Raw genomic sequence first — 15,732 nt, forward strand, 5'->3', positions numbered from 1 at the left:
TAAAACGAATGGCACCCGTTCCTTTCTCCGACTGGGTTATGCAGCTTGTTGATCGCTGGAAATTTCATGTTACCTTGTAAAACGTCGAAATTTCATGAAATTCTATGATTGACCCATATTTGATGGTGCAGACTCCAGAATTAAGGGGCTGAACCGTTGGTGGCCTCATGTGGGCTACTTTGTATGTTTTTTCGTACAAAATCCGGCGTTGGTGGCCTCATGTGGGCTACTTTGTATGTTTTTTCGTACAAACCCCGGCGTTGGTGGCCTCATGTGGGCTACTTTGTATGTTTTTTCGTACAAAATCCGGCGTTGGTGGCCTCATGTGGGCTACTTTGTATGTTTTTTCGTACAAAATCCGGCGTTGGTGGTCTCAGTTGGGCTACATTGTACGTTTTTTCGTGCAACCTCCGACGTCGATGGCCTCATGTGGGCTACTTTGTATGTTTTTTCGTACAAAATCCGGCATAGATGGGGTAACGAGGAAATTATGGTTGTATATGCAACCATTTTGAGCGGTAGCGCGCACATTTCTGCTTATTCCCGCCTCCTATATGGTCAGAATGAGCGATGGAAGTTAATTTCGCTTCGGTGCAGACGCAATGAGCCAAATTCGCATAGCGAACAGGCCTATGCTAGATGATCATAGGCCTGTGTATGCGATATGCCGCTATTTGATCGCGGCGAAGAACAGACGCTCCGAATCCGCATGAGGCGGCTTCAGCTCGAAATCGGCATAGCGGTGGACCCGGCTGAAGCCGGCTCGAAGCAAGGCCGCCTCCAGCCAGTCGGGATCGTATGCCCGCTGAATGTGCGTTTCCTGAAAGCGGGAGAAGCGACTGTCCGCTTCCTGCTTGAATATCGTGAGCTGATGCTCAATCTGACAGCGCTCCTCGTCCAGATCGCACACCCATATGTAAGCAATGTCCCGCTCGTCAAGCACGAACGGCTGCTCCTCGGCATAGCGCCGGAACTGCTTCGGCGGATGAACGTCGAACAAGAATACGCCGCCGCTCGCAAGACCTTGGCAAGTAGAGCGGAATGCCGCCTCCACATCCTCTTCCTCCGTTAAGTAATTGAGACAGTCACAGAACGATATAACGGCGTCCACAGGCTCGTGAAGCTGCCAGATGCGCATATCCTGCTGCAGCCATCTCACGGAGCCTGTACGCGTCCTGAGCGCCTGCTGAGGCGTCTCCTCCCACTTGCTGCGAGCTACCGTCAGCATATCCGAGGAGTAATCGATGCCGAATACTTGAAAGCCTGATCGAGCAAGCGGAATCGCAAGACTGCCGGTGCCGCAGCCCAGATCCGCCACGGAGGAAGGCATGCCGTAGCGTTCCCAAGCCGCACGGGCGAAGCCGAGCCACTCCGCATAAGGCATGTCTTCCATGAGCTGATCGTATACGAGCGCGAATCGTCCGTAGGATTGGGCCATTACAGATCCGTCCCTCCCCCGTCCTTACGCTCCTTCAAGTACGTCCAGCTGCCCTTCTGCTCGACCAGACCGTCGCGCATCAGCTTGCCGAGAGCCCGCTTGAACGCCCCCTTGCTAATGCCGAAGCGTTGCTTAATTAGCTCCGCTTCCGTCTCATCGGAATACGGCATGCCACCGCCCGGCCGTTCCTTCAGGAAAGCCAGCAGACGATCCGCGTCCTCCAGCCTGCCGACTTCCTTGCGCTGAGCCATGGACAGATTGACGCGGCCATCCTCGCGCACATAAGTGACGCGAACGCGAACGCGCTCCCCCAGCCTCAGCGGCTTGATTCTCTCGGCAGCCGGAATGAGCCCGTAAGCGCCGAACCCGACGACGCCTCCGTCGATAAGTACGAAGGAGCCCATCTGCAGTGACTTGGTCACCCATCCCTCCACCCAGGTGTTATTCCAGCTCTCCGGAGCGGTGAATACGAGCGGCGCCAAGTCCTCTTCCAAAGCCAGCTTGGCGATCGGCCGGCCCATCTTGTCCTGCTTCATAATCACGAACACCTCATCGTCCGGCAGTGGACGATACGCGATATGCTCCGGAAGCTCGGACAGCGGCAGCAGCAGCTGGCGGCCGAGCCCCATCTCCAGGAAGCAGCCGAGCCTCGGGTGAACGTCTGCGACCTTCAGCCGAGCAAGCTCGTCCAGCTGCAGAAGCGGACGCTTCATCGTCGCAGCGATACGGTCCTCGGAATCATAGAAGAGGAACGCTTCAATCTGCTGGCCGACCTTGGGCTTGGACCCCGTCAGCTCAGTGTAGGGCAGCAGCACTTCACCTTCATCGTTCGCCAAGAAGAAGCCGTATGGCGACACTTCCCTGGCTACTTTGAACACGCTAGTCGTGCCTGCGTTCAGGCTCATGCGAACTCCACAACCTTCGCATCGGACCACAAGCGCTCAATATTGTAGTACTCCCGCTCCTCGCGATGGAATACGTGCACGATAACGTCGCCCAGATCGATCAGCACCCATCGTGCGGAATCCGCTCCTTCGATGCCGCGAACTCTGGCTCCGCGCTTGTCCGCCTGCTTTTTGATCTCGGTCGTGATCGCTTGCACCTGCGTATCGGAGTTCCCGCTGCAGATTAAGAAGTAATCGGCAACGAGAGACACTTCCTTCAAATTTAAGGCGACGATATCCACTGCTTTCTTGTCCTCCGCAGCGTCAACCGCCAGTTTCAACAGCTCATCCGAGTGTATGGCCATTCCTTATCCTCCCTTAATGTGTTCGATCAAATCATTGCGCGCGTCAATCGTGAGCGGGTAGATCCGCTTGCCCTTCGCAATGAGAAAGGCGATGGTATTGTCGAATGCTGCAAGCATACTCTCTTCCAAATCTTTCTCGCTTAGTTCCCGAATCCTATCCACGCCAGAGAATTCCCTTCCGGGCTCTATATAGTCCGCAAGCCATACGATCTTCTCCAGCTTCGACATCCCTCGTCGTCCCGATGTATGATAGCGTATCGCATCAAGTATTCCGCTATCCGTTACGCCGAATTCATGCCGCGCAACCCACGCCCCGACGGGCGCGTGCCACAGCTCCTTGTCATAGGCCAGAAGATCGCCTGGAAGATGCTGCTCCCGAATGATGAGCTCCATTCGGTCTACCGGCCAATACTTGGCGACATCGTGCAGGATGGCGGCCAATTCCGCCCGCCCCGCATCTTCGCCGAACCGTTCAGCCAGTACTTTCGACGCAGCCATTACGCCTTCGGTATGAAGCCACCGGCGCTCCGGCATCTCCGCTTTCACGCGCTCAATCATTTCGTCTCGCTTCATATAATTTGTGTCTCCTTATATACTGATACACCGGCTCCGGCACCGCATAGCGAACGGAACGCCCCTCGGCAAGCCGCTGGCGAATCGCCGTGGAAGAGATGCCGATTGCAGGCATGTCCACCATCGTTAGCCGCTCCTTCAGCCAATTCGGAAGCGCTTCGGTGCGAAGCGCATCGGAAGGCCGTTCCAGGCCGATGAACGCAATCCGCTCCGCAAGCTCTCCGATTCTGTGCCACCGATGAAGATCGTGTATCCGGTCCGAGCCGATGATGTAAGCGAAGCTGCAATCGGGATAGCGCGACTGCAGCTCGGTTACCGTATCGATCGAATAGCTGACGCCTCCCCGATGCAGCTCCAGATCAAGCGCCCGGAACGCTTCATTTCCTTTGATCGCCTCACAGACCATCTCGTAGCGCTGCTCTCCGCTCATGCCCGGCTCATTCGCCTTTAACGGGGACACAGCGGAAGGGATGAACCACACCTCGTCCAATCCGGCGCCATCCCTTGCCGCTTCCGCCGCCAGCAGATGTCCGGTATGAATAGGATCGAATGCTCCTCCCATAATGCCGATATGCCGCAATTCCCGTCGCCCCCTTGCTATGGCAGCTCAATCGTCTTGTTATCCTTGGACTCCTTGTACAGAACGATCGTCTTGCCGATGACCTGCACCAGCTCGGCCCCGGCGGCCTCGGCCACCTCTGCGCCGATCTCCTTGGGATCGTCCAGGCAGTTGTTCAAGACCGATACTTTAATCAGTTCCCGTACCTCCAGCGCTTCTTCAATATGACGAACGAGGTGATCGTTCGTGCCTCCTTTGCCCACTTGGAATATAGGCTGAAGATGATGCGCCTCTGAGCGCAGATATCGTTTTTGTTTACCTGTTAGCATTGTATAAGCTCCTTCTTTATTACAACTTAAGACAGCAACGACGCCAGCACCGTCTCCCGCATTGCAGCAACGGGAGCGTCCTCGCCCGTCCAATATTCGAACGCGTATGCCCCTTGATAAATAAACATGCCCAGTCCGCCATGGATACGGCAGCCGCGTGCTTCCGCTTCTGTCAGGAACAACGTCTTCATCGGGTTGTAGATCAGATCGCTGGCTACGGCTCCCGACTTCAGCCATGCGGCATCGACAGGCGACTGCCCCGTATGCGGATACATGCCCACGGAAGTCGTATTGATGACAATATCCGCTTCGCCGCACAACCGGGGCAGCGCATCGTAGCTGTCGGCTTGCAGTGCAGGGAACTTCTCCCGGAAGTCATCCGCGAGACTGCGCGCGCGATCAGCGGTCCGATTGACGATCGCGATGCTTGCCGGACGTTCGCCGATCAGCGCATATACAATCCCTCTTGCGGCTCCGCCAGCTCCGATGACGACGATTCGCTTGCCCGACAGCTCCGGCTCCGCTTCCTCCTTCAGCGACCGGACATAGCCGATGCCGTCCGTATTATAACCGACAAGCCTGCCGTCCCTGTTCACAATCGTGTTCACTGCACCAATTGCTCGTGCTGCCGGATCGATCTCGTCCAGCCATTCCATGACGCCCAGCTTGTGCGGAATCGTGACATTGACGCCGCCTATGCCCATCGCTCTGACGCCCCTGACGAAATCGCCCAGACCTTCCGCCGATACATGGAATGCGGCATAGATGCCGTTAATGCCCTTCTCCTGAAACGCCCGATTCAGCATAAGCGGCGATCGGGAATGACGTACGGGGTCTCCGATAACCCCGTATAATATCGTATGGCTGTCGATCGACAATCCAGATGCTCCTAATGTCACAGCATCCCCTCCCCCTTACTCCCATTGTGTCCAGCTTGCCCCGTCGTCAAGCCGTTATAGACGCTGCAGCGTTATACCAATGAAGGTCGCAGCATGACCTTGACGCCTTTCGGCGCATATACATCCAGTTGCGCCCCTTGCGTGCTATTGACGCTTATCCAGCCGAGTCCGGACACGAATACATCCTGCTTGCTCCCCTTGGCTACCTGCAGACTGTGTCTCGTCCATTCCGGAACGGACGCAAGTTCTTCCTCGCTCGGCGCTCCGAGCAGCTCCCCCTTATGCTCCTCGTAAAGCTCGTCGGCGCGCTCCAGCTTCGTCCGATGGATATTGAGCGCATTGGAGAGATAGAGCGTGAACGACTGGCGCTCTCCCTTCACGAAGTCGAAGCGAACAATGCTGCCGATGAACAGCGTCTGGCCGTCGTTCAGCTGATAGACAAGCGGCTTGATCGGCTTGTCCGGCAGCAAGGCGCCAAGAAAGCTGCGCGGAACGACCTCGGTCAGCCTGCTCGTGTATACAATGCCCGGCGTATCGATAATCGCCTTTCCGTCGTCAAGCGGGATGCGGATCGCATCCAGCGTCGTCCCGGGATAGCGGGAAGTCGTGAGCTCCTGCTCCATATCGCTGTAGTCAGAGATAAGACGGTTAATCAACGTCGATTTGCCCACATTGGTCGCTCCTACGACGTATACGTCACGTCCCTTGCGATGATATTCCAGCGCCTCGATGACCCGTTCGAAGCCCAGATTGCGCTTCGCGCTGCACAAGACGACATCGACCGTCCGCAGTCCCAGCGCCTTCGCTTGCTGCTGCACCCAATTGCGAACCCTGTTCGTATTCAGCGACTTCGGAAGCAGATCGATCTTGTTCACGACGAGCAGGACGGGATTGTTGCCGACGAAGCGGCTCAAACCCGAGATTAAGCTGCCCTCGAAGTCGTACAGATCGACGATATGGACGACCAGGCTGTTCGTTCCGCCGATCGCTCCCAGCAATCGAAGGAAATCGTCCTGATCGACGGCAACGGAAGCCGCTTCATTATAATGCTTGATCCGGAAGCAGCGCTGGCAAATAATCGGTTCCCGCTCCAGCGCCGATTGTGGCACATACCCCGGCAATTCCGGGCTTTCAGTCTGCAAGCGCACGCCGCAGCCTCCGCAGGATAGGAAGGAATTGGAATGTTCTTCATTCATCTGTGTGTCTCCTCCTCATACCATAAACCGCGCTTGCGAAGCCTCGATAGCGCTATTCGTTCAATTCTTCGATTAATTAAAGTCGTAAATCCTTCATCCAGCGGAGCGATGGGGGTCACAAGTATCGTATAGAGTCCCATTCGGTTGCCGCCCAGCACATCTGTCAGCATCTGGTCACCGATCATTACCGTCTCCTCTGCTTTCAGTCCGAGCATGTTCAGCGCTCTGCGGAACGACTTCGCGATTGGCTTCCTCGCCTTATGCAGGAACGGTACCTGCAGCGGTGCAGCGAAGCTGCTCACCCGCAAGCTGTTATTGTTGGAGAGAATAACGACTCGGAAGCCGGCTGCCTTCACCTTGTCCAGCCACTTCACCAGTTCCGGCGTAGCGAGCGGCTCCTTGGCCCCGACCAGCGTATTGTCCAGATCGGTAATAATGCCCTTTACGCCGCGTGCCCCCAGCTCCTCCAGATCAATATCGTATACCGAATTGACGCGCATATTCGGCAGTAATTTCTCAAGCATACATGCAATCCCTCTTCCTTATACCTCTCTGCTATCTTACGAAACTATACCATATAAAGCGAATTTGTTGCAAAAAAATACCGTACGCCGACAGGTGGCGAACGGTACTCCAAGCTTACTTTAATTGAAGAATAATCTGTCTGATACGGGTCGAGAATTGGTCGGCCTCGTCATGCGTCAGCTGAGAGCCGCTATACTTCGCGCGTTCGAAGCCCTGCAGCACCGCAAGAAGATCGTCCTTCAGCCATTTGTAGCTGCCGGACCAGCGGAAGACCGCTTCACGCAGCGTCTCATGCTCCTCGCGACGCATGCCATGCTTGACCCCCTTGCGCAGCAGCCGGTTCATATCCATCACGACGCGTTCATTCGCCGTATGCGTACGACGCTCCAGCCGCTTCAAATATATTCGCAGCTTCTCCCGCTTCATGTATATCCATGCAGCCAGCGCCAGCACAAGGGCAGCGAATCCGGCAATCGTCCAAGTCCGGGAGCCTGCAGACGACGTCTGCGTCTCTTCTTCAGCTGTCGTCTGTTCGTTCTGCTCCGTATGCTCCGGCACGGACGGCTCCAGCGGAGCCGCTCCTTCCGGAGTGGAATAAGGGAAGGAGAAGCCCGCTGTCGCCTCGAACGGTATCCAGCCGTAGCCTTCGAAATATATCTCCACCCAGGAATGCGCATCGGAGTTGCGAACCGTATACGTGCCTGCACCGTCCGGGTCCATTACTTCATCTTCCGGAAGCCCTTGTCTCAGCTCAGGCAAATAAGCGTCTATCGGCAGCACGCCAGGCGTGAACCCCTTCACCCAGCGCGCGGGCAATCCTACACTTCGCGCCATGACAGCCATAGCGGTAGAGAAGTAATCGCAATACCCCTCTTGCAGCTCGAACAGGAAGCCGTCGACGAAATCCCCACTGTCCTCAGGCAGCTTGGACAAGTCAGGCTTATTATTGTAGGAATAGTTCAGCCGCAAGTGGGATTCCAGCAGCTTCGCCTTGTCATAATCGGTAGCGGCCTCCGCCGTAATCTCGGCGGCAAGATCGCGCACCCGCTGCGGCAGCGACTCCGGCAGCTGCAGATATTGCTCGTGAAGCGAGCCCTCAGCAACCTTCGCGTTAGTCTGGCGCAACCCTTCCTCATCCAGAACAGTTACCTCCGATGTGACGGAATAAGACTGGGGGTACGCCCGGTCGTCGCCCAGCAGCATCCTGACTTCCCATGTGTCGGGCAGCCATTGCAGCAATCTCGCCGGAAATTGCTGCTCATCCGTTCCGATCTGATGAACGATAGAGACAGGCGTTGCGCTGAACAATACGGGATAGCGATCCTCGCGAACCATCGTCACCATCTGATCCACCATAATCGTCTCGGCAAGGGAGCGGTCGACACTCACTTCAAGCTCTCCCCCGTACGCCACTTCCTCGGCAGAAATGCTGTTAACGTACTTCTCCTCGTAATAGTCCCAGCCCTGACCGGTATACAGGCCTTTGGTCTCGCCTCGCCAATAGCTTCTGTGCGTCGTCGTCACCGTCATCATCGTCGAATGATCGAAGTCGAAGCCGCCGCCCAGCACACTGTCGTCGCGGCTGTATCCCGAGCTTGCATTGCCGCTGGTTAACGGCTCCGTATTGTTAAACACCGCCTTCTCGCCCAAGAACACTTCCACGCTTTCGCCGCGGGCATTCTTCCACAAGGTGTACGGGTCCTGCAGCATCGGCGCAAGCGAAGGCATATTCAATCCTGCGATCATCAGTGCGGAAAGCACGATGACGGTGGGAGCGATCAATCGAAGCGGATACTCCATCAGATAACTCCAGCTGTCGGGATGCTTCCGCTGCAGCTGTGACAAGTGATCCGCCACAAGCCAGAGCAGAGCGAAGCAGACGACGAGGGCGACGTTGTCCCAGAGCCAGATCGGCGTGAAGGAGTCCGTGACCGTCAAGATAATCAAGGCCGCCCCGATAAGCCCGAACACTCTCGGGCGAGTAACCGCCCAGGCGCTGAATACTAGCTGGCCGAACAGGAGAGCCATGCCAATCCATATGAAGGGATGGAGCTGCACGGCGAAGTCCAGCAGTCGCAGCACCCCTTCCTCAGTCGGATTATTGCCTGAGAATAGGAGAGGACTGTCGAACCTGGCGAATCTAAGCGTAATCAGCAATGCGGACATAAAGGCCAGCACCAGCTTGATCGTCGAGCGCCCGACGGGAATGAACAGATGAATGATTGCTCCGCATATGAGGCTGTAATAAGCTATATCGAAGGACTCCGGCCACCAGTAGCCTTCGAAGACCGCTACCGTGCTCGCCATGATCGCTGCGACGAACAATCCCGTCAGTCTTTCGTACCAATGATTGAACTTCAACTTGCGCTTCTTCGTGCCCCCGCTCATGCGATTCCACTCCCTTCCAACACTTCCGGAAGCTCGCGCAAGTGACGAATATCGTACAGCAGCCAGCCGCGGCTCCTGATCATCGCTTTCCAGGCCGTGTCTTGCTCGCCATTGCCTCCGGCAGTTCCAATATGCAGCAGACAAGGCGTTATGCCTCTGCGCGCGATCCATTCCATCGTCTGCAGCATGCCGCTGCCCGTCTCTCCCGACACGACAAGCGCGAAGCAGCCCGGTTGCAGGGAAGACTCTGCGAGCGGCAAGGAAAGCGGCAAAGTCTGCTGCGCATCCGCGTGAACGAAGGTCAGATGCTTCATCATGGCGTTGCGCTGCTCGAGACCGGAGCGGGGCGGCATGCCGGTCAAGCGCTCGCCAATCGACAGCAAGCCCATCGCCGTATCGCGCTTCAAGCCATGCTCCAGCAGCGAGGCTGCAACCGAGACAGCCAGCTCGAATGCGTCGCTACCATTCTTCCCGTATGAAGCCAGGCAACGATCAAGTATCAATATCGTGCGAGGCAGCGATTCCCTCTCGAACGCTTTGGACTTCCAATGTCCCGTCTTCGCCGTCGCATTCCAGTGGATGCGCGACAGCTTGTCGCCATGCAAATATTCGCGAATGCCGTCCAACTGCGTCGTCTCCTTCGCCGCGCGTGATGCCGCCGCATGGGAATACGGTCCGCGAATGCCGCGTTGGAAGCCGCTCCAGTTCCGCAGGTGCACCGTCTGAGGCAGCACGCTGAATACGGACTCAGATTGAAAGCTGCCCGTATGCTGCAGCAGGCCGAATATATCCGACGCCGTACATTCCGTCCGGCGGAAGCGATACTCACCTCTTCGCAGGGGCGGCGTCGTATAGCGCACGGAACCGATGCGCTTCCAGCCTGGAATGAAGGAAGTCTCGAATACGCTGCTCTCTCCGTCATGCCGGAAGAGCGTGTCCCTTACGATAATATACGGCAGCGGGTAGAAGCCCGGCACCTTCACCTGCAGTCCGATCTCCAGTGTACTGCCCGCCGTAATCGAGCCTTCATGGACGTGGGAGCCGCGGTTCAGGAACGTTCTGCTGCCCGATACCCGCGTAATGCCGCTCCAGCGGCCAAGGAATAGATAGATAAGAAGTAAATTCAATATGACGAACAGCATCAGTGCAGTCTTGCCGCCTTGGAACAGAAAATAAAACAGACTGCACATATACAGCGATGCGATCAATACCGTGCGGCGCTGCTTCTCCTTGTGCGCGCGCATATTATCGCTCTAGCCGGACCGGCACTTTCGCAGCCTGGATAACTTCCGCTACGATATCCTCGGCCCGCTGCCCGTTCATTCTTGCTTCCGTCGCCAGCAGCAGCCTGTGCGACAATACGTATGGCGCCAGCTCCTTCACATCGTCCGGCGTCACATAATCGCGCTGCTGCAGGTATGCGCTTGCACGGGCGGCACGGGCAAGCGCTATGGCTGCACGCGGACTCGCTCCCAGCAGCACGTTGGCGTGGTCGCGCGTGGATCTCACCAGCTTGATCAGATAATCGCCGACCGCTTCATCCAGATGGACGGCCAGTACCTGCTGCTGAATGCCGACCATGTCGGCCACTTCGATGACGGGCTGCACCGACTCCGAAGGATGTCTGATCCCCGTCGTTACCATCTCATGCTCGTGCTCTTCGGAGGGATAGCCCAGCGACAGCTTCATCATGAACCGATCAAGCTGCGCTTCTGGCAACGTGTAGGTGCCCTCGAATTCGATCGGGTTCTGAGTGGCGAGCAATATAAAGGGGTTGGGCAGCTCGTAGGATTCGCCGTCTACCGTCACATGACCTTCCTCCATGGCTTCCAGCAATGCTGACTGCGTCTTCGTCGTCGCCCGGTTAATCTCGTCGGCCAGCAATATATTGGTCATGACAGGACCTGGTCGGAACAGAAATCTCTCCTGCTTCGGATGATAGATGGATACGCCCGTAATATCGGTAGGCAGCAGGTCGGGGTTGCATTGAATACGTCTGAACTGTCCGCCGATCGCTTTGGCCAATGCTCGTACAAGCTGGGTCTTGCCCGTACCGGGCACGTCTTCCAGAAGCACGTGTCCGCCGGCCATGACGGCTACTAGCAATCTCTCGATTTCCATTCGTTTTCCCAGGATACAAGCTTCCAAATTTTCAACAATTCTGGAGCATAAGACCATGTCAGATGATTGGATATTTGCCATTTTACTACCTCCCGGAAAAAATGAAAAATAATAATATTCCATAAAATTAGGTGAATATTATCATTTTACAGTATTTTCGCAGAGGTACACAAATGCTGGTCGCTACAAAAAAAATTGGAGAATCCCACAGGACTCCCCATCTTGTCAATCAACGTCATATTCAGCTGTCTTCCCCCTGCAATCAGCCCTTCGGCCGAATGACGAGAGCAGCGAGAAACGAGAAAATAATCGCTGCGGATATGCCGGCGCTCGTCACCTTGAATATGCCCGCGATTACCCCGATCCAGCCTGACTTGTGAAGCTCCGTCAACGCGCCGTGAACGAGCGCATTGCCGAAGCTGGTAATGGGAACAGTCGCTCCGGCGCCCGCGAACTTGATCAGCGGTTCGTACAAGTTCAGCCCGTCGGCAATCGCTCCGAGTACAACCAGTGTAGCCATCGTATGCGCCGGCGTCAGCTTAAGCACATCGAACATCAGCTGGCCCAGCACGCATATCGCCCCTCCTATGAGGAACGCCCATAAGAAGATCATCGCTGCACGCTCCCTTCCGACGATATCGCCACCGCATGGGCAATGCAAGGGATGCTCTCTCCCTGTTGAAAGGAAAGCGGGGACAGCAGCGCGCCCGTCGCGACGACTAGAATCCGCTTCAGCTTGCCCTCCTGCAGCTTCTTGAGCAGATGGCCGTACGTGACGACTGCTGAACACGCACAGCCGCTGCCTCCCGCCTGCACCTTCTGCTTCTGGACGTCGTATACCATCAGACCGCAGTCCTGGAATGTGGCACGATCGATCTGCACACCGTCCTTCAGCAGGAGATCACGTGCGATGGGATGGCCGACACCCGCCAGATCGCCCGTGACGATCAGGTCGTAATCGCCAGGTGTGCGGCCTGTATCCTCCAGATGCGTCTGAATCGTATCTACGGCAGCCGGCGCCATGGCCGCTCCCATATTGAAGGGGTCCTTCACGCCCAGATCGACAATCTTGCCCACCGTCGCGCATTCCACGACCGGTCCGGCGCCTGACTTGGCAATGACTGCCGCACCTGCCCCGGTAACGGTATATTGCGCCGTCGGCGGCTTCTGTGAGCCGTACTCCGTCGGATAGCGGAATTGCTTCTCCGCCGTGCAGTTATGGCTGCATGTGCCTGCCAGCGCGTATTCCGCAGCTCCGCTCTCCACCAGCAAGGAGGCGAGCGCCAGCGTCTCCATGGAAGTGGAGCAGGCGCCGAACACGCCGATATACGGGATGCCGAGCGCTCTTGCAGTGAAGCTGTTGCTAATAATCTGATTCATCAGATCGCCGCCGACAAAAAATTGCACTTGGGTGCGTACGAGACCCGCCTTCTGAATAGCAAATTCCGAAGCTTGCTCCAACAGCAGCCGCTCCGCTTTCTCCCAGCTCTTCTGCTGCATGTCCAGCTCCGGATGGACAAGATCGAAATCGTCTGCGAGCGGCCCGTCGCCTTCCTCGGGACCGACAACGGTTGCCGCCCCGATGATGACGGGACGATTGTGAAACCACCACGTTTGTTTGCCGCGCAGCATATTATTGTCCTCCGGTGCCCAATATGAGATGGACGATGCCTACGAAGAAAGCGGCCACCGTACCGAAGACGATTACGGCTCCCGCCAGCTTGAACATATTGCCGCCTACGCCGAGCACCAGACCTTCGCTGCGATGCTCCAGCGCCGCCGAGCACATGGAATTGGCAAAGCCGGTAACCGGAACGGCCGAGCCTGCGCCTGCGAACTGGGCAAGCTTGTCGTACACCCCAAGGCTGGTCAGAATAACGGACAGCAGGATAAGGACGGCGACTGTCGGGTTGCTCGCCTGTTCGGGCGTCATATCCATCAGATGAACGAACAGTTCATTAATGGCTTGTCCCACACAGCAGATGCTGCCGCCGATCAGGAAAGCCTTCAGGCAGTTGCCCAATATAGAGCGCGGCGGCTCCTTTGTTTTGGCAAAGGATTGATACTCCTTCGGCGACATCGTCATTTTTTTGTAACGGTTCGGGGTTGATCCATTGGATGCCAAAGTTGACTTCCTCCTTCATGCAAATGATCGACCTTCCTTCCCGTTCATTATTTGTCATTGTCGCCTTTCTTATCCGCGCCCCGTCATTGGACCGTATTCAGAGTCAACCGCATACATCTCCGTCATTCGAGTCTAGTAGGGCAGTCCGGCAAGCGCAAAAACACTGTCGAAGCCCGCCTTGGAACGCTGCGCCAGCTGCTCTGGCGATTCTGCCGGCTGCTCGGCCGTCAGAATTTCCTGCGCGACGGGTCCACGGTAGCCGATATCATGTAACGCATTCAGAAAACCTGACAGATCGATGATTCCCTCTCCCGGATAAAGTCTTCCGTTGTCCAGCGCTTGCTCCACCGGCACATCCGGCGCGTCGTTAATATGGACATGCACAATCTGCTCCGCCCGGAGCGACCGGATGGCGTCAGTCCCAAGACCGGTCGTATACCAATGATACGCGTCAAGCAGCAGCCCGACATTGCTCTCGCCGATCGCAGCGACCCAGTCCAGCGTCTCTTCCATCGTCCATATGAACGGATGGCGCCAATGCGTGCGCAGATGATGCGGCCCCACGAATTCCAGACCGAGCGATATGCCGTAAGCGCCAAGCACAGCCGCGCACTGGCGGAGGCGTCTCGTCGCGATGGCCATGAAATGCGCAGGCGCGCTATCGACCGACGGCAATATGTAAGTGCAGCAGCGCGTGCAGCCGAGCGATCTGGCCGCGGCGGCTTGATCGGGAAGCCGCTGCAGCCCCTTCAGAAATTCCGCTTCCCCGGCTCTCCACTGCACGGATAAACCGATTGAGCCGATGGATACGCCATGCTCTTCCAGCAGCCAAGCTGCTTCCTTCTCTCCCAGCTTCTCGATTAACGGAAGCGCATCCACATCGACAGACTGAAAACCGTATTTCCCCGCAAGCCGAATCAGCTCCTCTGTTCCCGAAAGGGCGCCCATGCCTGCGCCGGTAAGACCTCTTAACATGATTAACACACTCCTATCGTCCGCTCCGTTAAAGGAGCTCCCTCTTCTGGCATCACACCCTATTATCATAGGCTAATTTCCCCGAAGAGGGAAGAGACGATATGACTTGTCATGCGTTAATGTCCGCTGTGGATATACGAGCTTATTGCCAGTACAATGACACAGATGGCATAAAGCACCAGCGAAATCAGCATGGTCGTGCGTCTGTTCATAAGCATGCTCTCCTTTGCGCTTAATGGAGGTAAGCTCATTCCATTGTATGCGAGGAGAACGCAGAATGAGCCTGTTGCAGAATGCAACAGGCTCAGAGAGATGAAGCAGCGGAGATTACCGGGTCGAATCCCGCAGCAGAGGCTCACCGTAGATCATAACCTTCTCCGGCAGCGCCGACCGGTTGGCAATCCGCCACATCAGCTTGTCCGTCGCGCGGCGCCCCATCCACTCCGTATGTACGCGCACGGTTGTAAGCGCAGGGTGAGCTTGGGGGAATGCGTCGTCGAACCCCGTTACGGCGCATTGCTCCGGCACGCGAATGCCCAGCGTTCGGAAAGCCTCCAACAGTTGTACGGCCAAGTAATCGTTGGCGCAGACGAATACGTCCGGCAGCTGCATCTCCCGCAACGCTGCGGGCAGCCACTGTTCCAGTCGCTCCGCTTCCTCCCCGATAAGACGGTTATCCTGCTGTGCCAGCAGCCCGAATCCAAGCAGCGCCTGCTCGTAAGCTGTCCACCGCTCTCTGAAGCTGTGCGCATAAGCCGTATGACCGACAAATTGAAACGTCTTGTACCCTTTGCCAATCAATTGAGCCATCAGATCGTGCATGCTTCCGTAATTATCTGCGCAGATCAGATCCGTCCTGTGAACGAGGTCGACATGATCGACCATCACGACAGGCATGCCCAAGCGATTCATCTCCATCAATGCGCCGCCGGACACCTTCCCGATCGTAATGACGCCTATGACAGCTTCCGGATTCAGTACATGGAACAGCCCCTCGCCTGTCGGCTCCGTTACCGTTATCATGTGGAGGCCTCGCTCGGCAATGCCGGCGGCTATGCCTTCGAAGATTGGCCCCCAATAAGTGGATTCCGCATTCTGATAACGGACATCGGGGAAGAGGACGACGACTGTGCCTTCCTGCGGAGCCTCTTGCCCTTCAATGGCAAAGGGCGTTTTCCGCCGAAGGGCGTTGTTGTAATAACCGAGCTGGAGCGCCGTTTTGACGATCATCTCCCTCGTCTCGTCGCTGACGCCCGATTTGCCCGACAGCGCCCTGGATGCGGCGAACTTCGACACCCCGGCCGCATCCGCGATTTGTTGAATCGTAACTTTGCTCCGCTTCGCCATGTCTACCA

The 15,732-nt window shown here is 56.5% G+C and carries 17 protein-coding genes; all 17 read right to left on the reverse strand.

What is annotated here, in order from left to right; translation table 11 throughout:
- Positions 1 to 670 precede the first annotated feature (670 nt).
- The 17 genes from M6D81_RS12520 to M6D81_RS12600 all read right to left on the reverse strand — a co-directional run bounded on the left by M6D81_RS12520 (position 671) and on the right by M6D81_RS12600 (position 15,724).
- Positions 671 to 1,438: a class I SAM-dependent DNA methyltransferase gene (locus M6D81_RS12520; protein ID WP_262677242.1), complete on the reverse strand. Its 768-nt coding sequence runs from the start codon at positions 1,436 to 1,438 to the stop codon at positions 671 to 673.
- Positions 1,438 to 2,343, reverse strand: coding sequence for a CvfB family protein (locus M6D81_RS12525; RefSeq protein ID WP_262677243.1), 906 nt, complete (start codon positions 2,341 to 2,343; stop codon positions 1,438 to 1,440). Before M6D81_RS12525 ends, M6D81_RS12520 begins: the two co-directional genes overlap by 1 nt.
- Positions 2,340 to 2,687 (reverse strand): ribosome silencing factor, encoded by a 348-nt coding sequence (gene rsfS / locus M6D81_RS12530; protein ID WP_262677244.1) that lies wholly within the window; start codon positions 2,685 to 2,687, stop codon positions 2,340 to 2,342. The genes M6D81_RS12525 and rsfS overlap by 4 nt, the downstream gene beginning before the upstream one ends.
- 3 nt (positions 2,688 to 2,690) lie before the next feature.
- A complete protein-coding gene (gene yqeK / locus M6D81_RS12535) occupies positions 2,691 to 3,260 on the reverse strand; it encodes a bis(5'-nucleosyl)-tetraphosphatase (symmetrical) YqeK (RefSeq protein ID WP_262677245.1) in 570 nt (189 codons plus the stop codon).
- Positions 3,238 to 3,840, reverse strand: coding sequence for a nicotinate-nucleotide adenylyltransferase (gene nadD, locus M6D81_RS12540; protein ID WP_262677246.1), 603 nt, complete (start codon positions 3,838 to 3,840; stop codon positions 3,238 to 3,240). The genes yqeK and nadD overlap by 23 nt, the downstream gene beginning before the upstream one ends.
- Before the next feature lie 17 nt (positions 3,841 to 3,857).
- Positions 3,858 to 4,148, reverse strand: a complete 291-nt coding sequence (yhbY, locus tag M6D81_RS12545; RefSeq protein ID WP_262677247.1) for a ribosome assembly RNA-binding protein YhbY — start codon at positions 4,146 to 4,148, stop codon at positions 3,858 to 3,860.
- 26 nt (positions 4,149 to 4,174) lie between these two features.
- The gene (locus M6D81_RS12550) at positions 4,175 to 5,047 is read right to left on the reverse strand and encodes a shikimate dehydrogenase (protein ID WP_262677248.1); all 873 of its coding nucleotides are present in this window, start codon (positions 5,045 to 5,047) and stop codon (positions 4,175 to 4,177) included.
- Between the two features lie 71 nt (positions 5,048 to 5,118).
- Positions 5,119 to 6,243 carry a ribosome biogenesis GTPase YqeH gene (yqeH, locus tag M6D81_RS12555; protein ID WP_262677249.1) on the reverse strand — a complete coding sequence of 375 codons (1,125 nt, stop codon included), beginning with the start codon at positions 6,241 to 6,243 and terminating at the stop codon, positions 5,119 to 5,121.
- Entirely contained in the window at positions 6,240 to 6,767 is a 528-nt protein-coding gene (locus M6D81_RS12560; protein ID WP_262677250.1) for a YqeG family HAD IIIA-type phosphatase, read from the reverse strand. Before M6D81_RS12560 ends, yqeH begins: the two co-directional genes overlap by 4 nt.
- Before the next feature lie 115 nt (positions 6,768 to 6,882).
- A complete protein-coding gene (locus M6D81_RS12565) occupies positions 6,883 to 9,156 on the reverse strand; it encodes a transglutaminase TgpA family protein (RefSeq protein WP_262677251.1) in 2,274 nt (757 codons plus the stop codon).
- Positions 9,153 to 10,400 carry a DUF58 domain-containing protein gene (locus M6D81_RS12570; RefSeq protein WP_262677252.1) on the reverse strand — a complete coding sequence of 416 codons (1,248 nt, stop codon included), beginning with the start codon at positions 10,398 to 10,400 and terminating at the stop codon, positions 9,153 to 9,155. Before M6D81_RS12570 ends, M6D81_RS12565 begins: the two co-directional genes overlap by 4 nt.
- A gap of 1 nt (position 10,401) precedes the next feature.
- Positions 10,402 to 11,358 (reverse strand): AAA family ATPase, encoded by a 957-nt coding sequence (locus M6D81_RS12575; protein WP_262677253.1) that lies wholly within the window; start codon positions 11,356 to 11,358, stop codon positions 10,402 to 10,404.
- Between the two features lie 181 nt (positions 11,359 to 11,539).
- Positions 11,540 to 11,890 (reverse strand): stage V sporulation protein AE, encoded by a 351-nt coding sequence (gene spoVAE / locus M6D81_RS12580; RefSeq protein WP_262677254.1) that lies wholly within the window; start codon positions 11,888 to 11,890, stop codon positions 11,540 to 11,542.
- On the reverse strand, positions 11,887 to 12,909 hold the full coding sequence (gene spoVAD, locus M6D81_RS12585; protein ID WP_262677255.1) for a stage V sporulation protein AD: 1,023 nt from the start codon (positions 12,907 to 12,909) through the stop codon (positions 11,887 to 11,889). The genes spoVAE and spoVAD overlap by 4 nt, the downstream gene beginning before the upstream one ends.
- A 1-nt stretch (position 12,910) precedes the next feature.
- Complete coding sequence (gene spoVAC / locus M6D81_RS12590) at positions 12,911 to 13,363, reverse strand: stage V sporulation protein AC (protein WP_262677369.1); 453 nt, start codon at positions 13,361 to 13,363, stop codon at positions 12,911 to 12,913.
- A gap of 171 nt (positions 13,364 to 13,534) precedes the next feature.
- Positions 13,535 to 14,377 carry a sugar phosphate isomerase/epimerase family protein gene (locus M6D81_RS12595; RefSeq protein WP_262677256.1) on the reverse strand — a complete coding sequence of 281 codons (843 nt, stop codon included), beginning with the start codon at positions 14,375 to 14,377 and terminating at the stop codon, positions 13,535 to 13,537.
- Between the two features lie 327 nt (positions 14,378 to 14,704).
- Positions 14,705 to 15,724 carry a LacI family DNA-binding transcriptional regulator gene (locus M6D81_RS12600; RefSeq protein ID WP_262677257.1) on the reverse strand — a complete coding sequence of 340 codons (1,020 nt, stop codon included), beginning with the start codon at positions 15,722 to 15,724 and terminating at the stop codon, positions 14,705 to 14,707.
- Between the last annotated feature and the right edge of the window lie 8 nt (positions 15,725 to 15,732).

The sequence above is a fragment of the Paenibacillus sp. J5C2022 genome, assembly GCF_025567625.1.
Classification (GTDB): domain Bacteria; phylum Bacillota; class Bacilli; order Paenibacillales; family Paenibacillaceae; genus Pristimantibacillus.

What these genes read in the sequence shown, in the direction of transcription:
- M6D81_RS12520 (WP_262677242.1), bottom strand. Translation starts at nt 1,438, where the DNA reads ATGGCCCAATCCTACGGACGATTCGCGCTCGTATACGATCAGCTCATG.
- yqeH (WP_262677249.1), bottom strand. Translation starts at nt 6,243, where the DNA reads ATGAATGAAGAACATTCCAATTCCTTCCTATCCTGCGGAGGCTGCGGC.
- rsfS (WP_262677244.1), bottom strand. Translation starts at nt 2,687, where the DNA reads ATGGCCATACACTCGGATGAGCTGTTGAAACTGGCGGTTGACGCTGCG.
- M6D81_RS12560 (WP_262677250.1), bottom strand. Translation starts at nt 6,767, where the DNA reads ATGCTTGAGAAATTACTGCCGAATATGCGCGTCAATTCGGTATACGAT.
- yhbY (WP_262677247.1), bottom strand. Translation starts at nt 4,148, where the DNA reads ATGCTAACAGGTAAACAAAAACGATATCTGCGCTCAGAGGCGCATCAT.
- M6D81_RS12575 (WP_262677253.1), bottom strand. Translation starts at nt 11,358, where the DNA reads ATGGCAAATATCCAATCATCTGACATGGTCTTATGCTCCAGAATTGTT.
- M6D81_RS12570 (WP_262677252.1), bottom strand. Translation starts at nt 10,400, where the DNA reads ATGCGCGCGCACAAGGAGAAGCAGCGCCGCACGGTATTGATCGCATCG.
- M6D81_RS12595 (WP_262677256.1), bottom strand. Translation starts at nt 14,377, where the DNA reads ATGTTAAGAGGTCTTACCGGCGCAGGCATGGGCGCCCTTTCGGGAACA.
- M6D81_RS12600 (WP_262677257.1), bottom strand. Translation starts at nt 15,724, where the DNA reads ATGGCGAAGCGGAGCAAAGTTACGATTCAACAAATCGCGGATGCGGCC.
- spoVAE (WP_262677254.1), bottom strand. Translation starts at nt 11,890, where the DNA reads ATGATCTTCTTATGGGCGTTCCTCATAGGAGGGGCGATATGCGTGCTG.
- spoVAD (WP_262677255.1), bottom strand. Translation starts at nt 12,909, where the DNA reads ATGCTGCGCGGCAAACAAACGTGGTGGTTTCACAATCGTCCCGTCATC.
- yqeK (WP_262677245.1), bottom strand. Translation starts at nt 3,260, where the DNA reads ATGAAGCGAGACGAAATGATTGAGCGCGTGAAAGCGGAGATGCCGGAG.
- spoVAC (WP_262677369.1), bottom strand. Translation starts at nt 13,363, where the DNA reads ATGACGATGTCGCCGAAGGAGTATCAATCCTTTGCCAAAACAAAGGAG.
- M6D81_RS12565 (WP_262677251.1), bottom strand. Translation starts at nt 9,156, where the DNA reads ATGAGCGGGGGCACGAAGAAGCGCAAGTTGAAGTTCAATCATTGGTAC.
- M6D81_RS12525 (WP_262677243.1), bottom strand. Translation starts at nt 2,343, where the DNA reads ATGAGCCTGAACGCAGGCACGACTAGCGTGTTCAAAGTAGCCAGGGAA.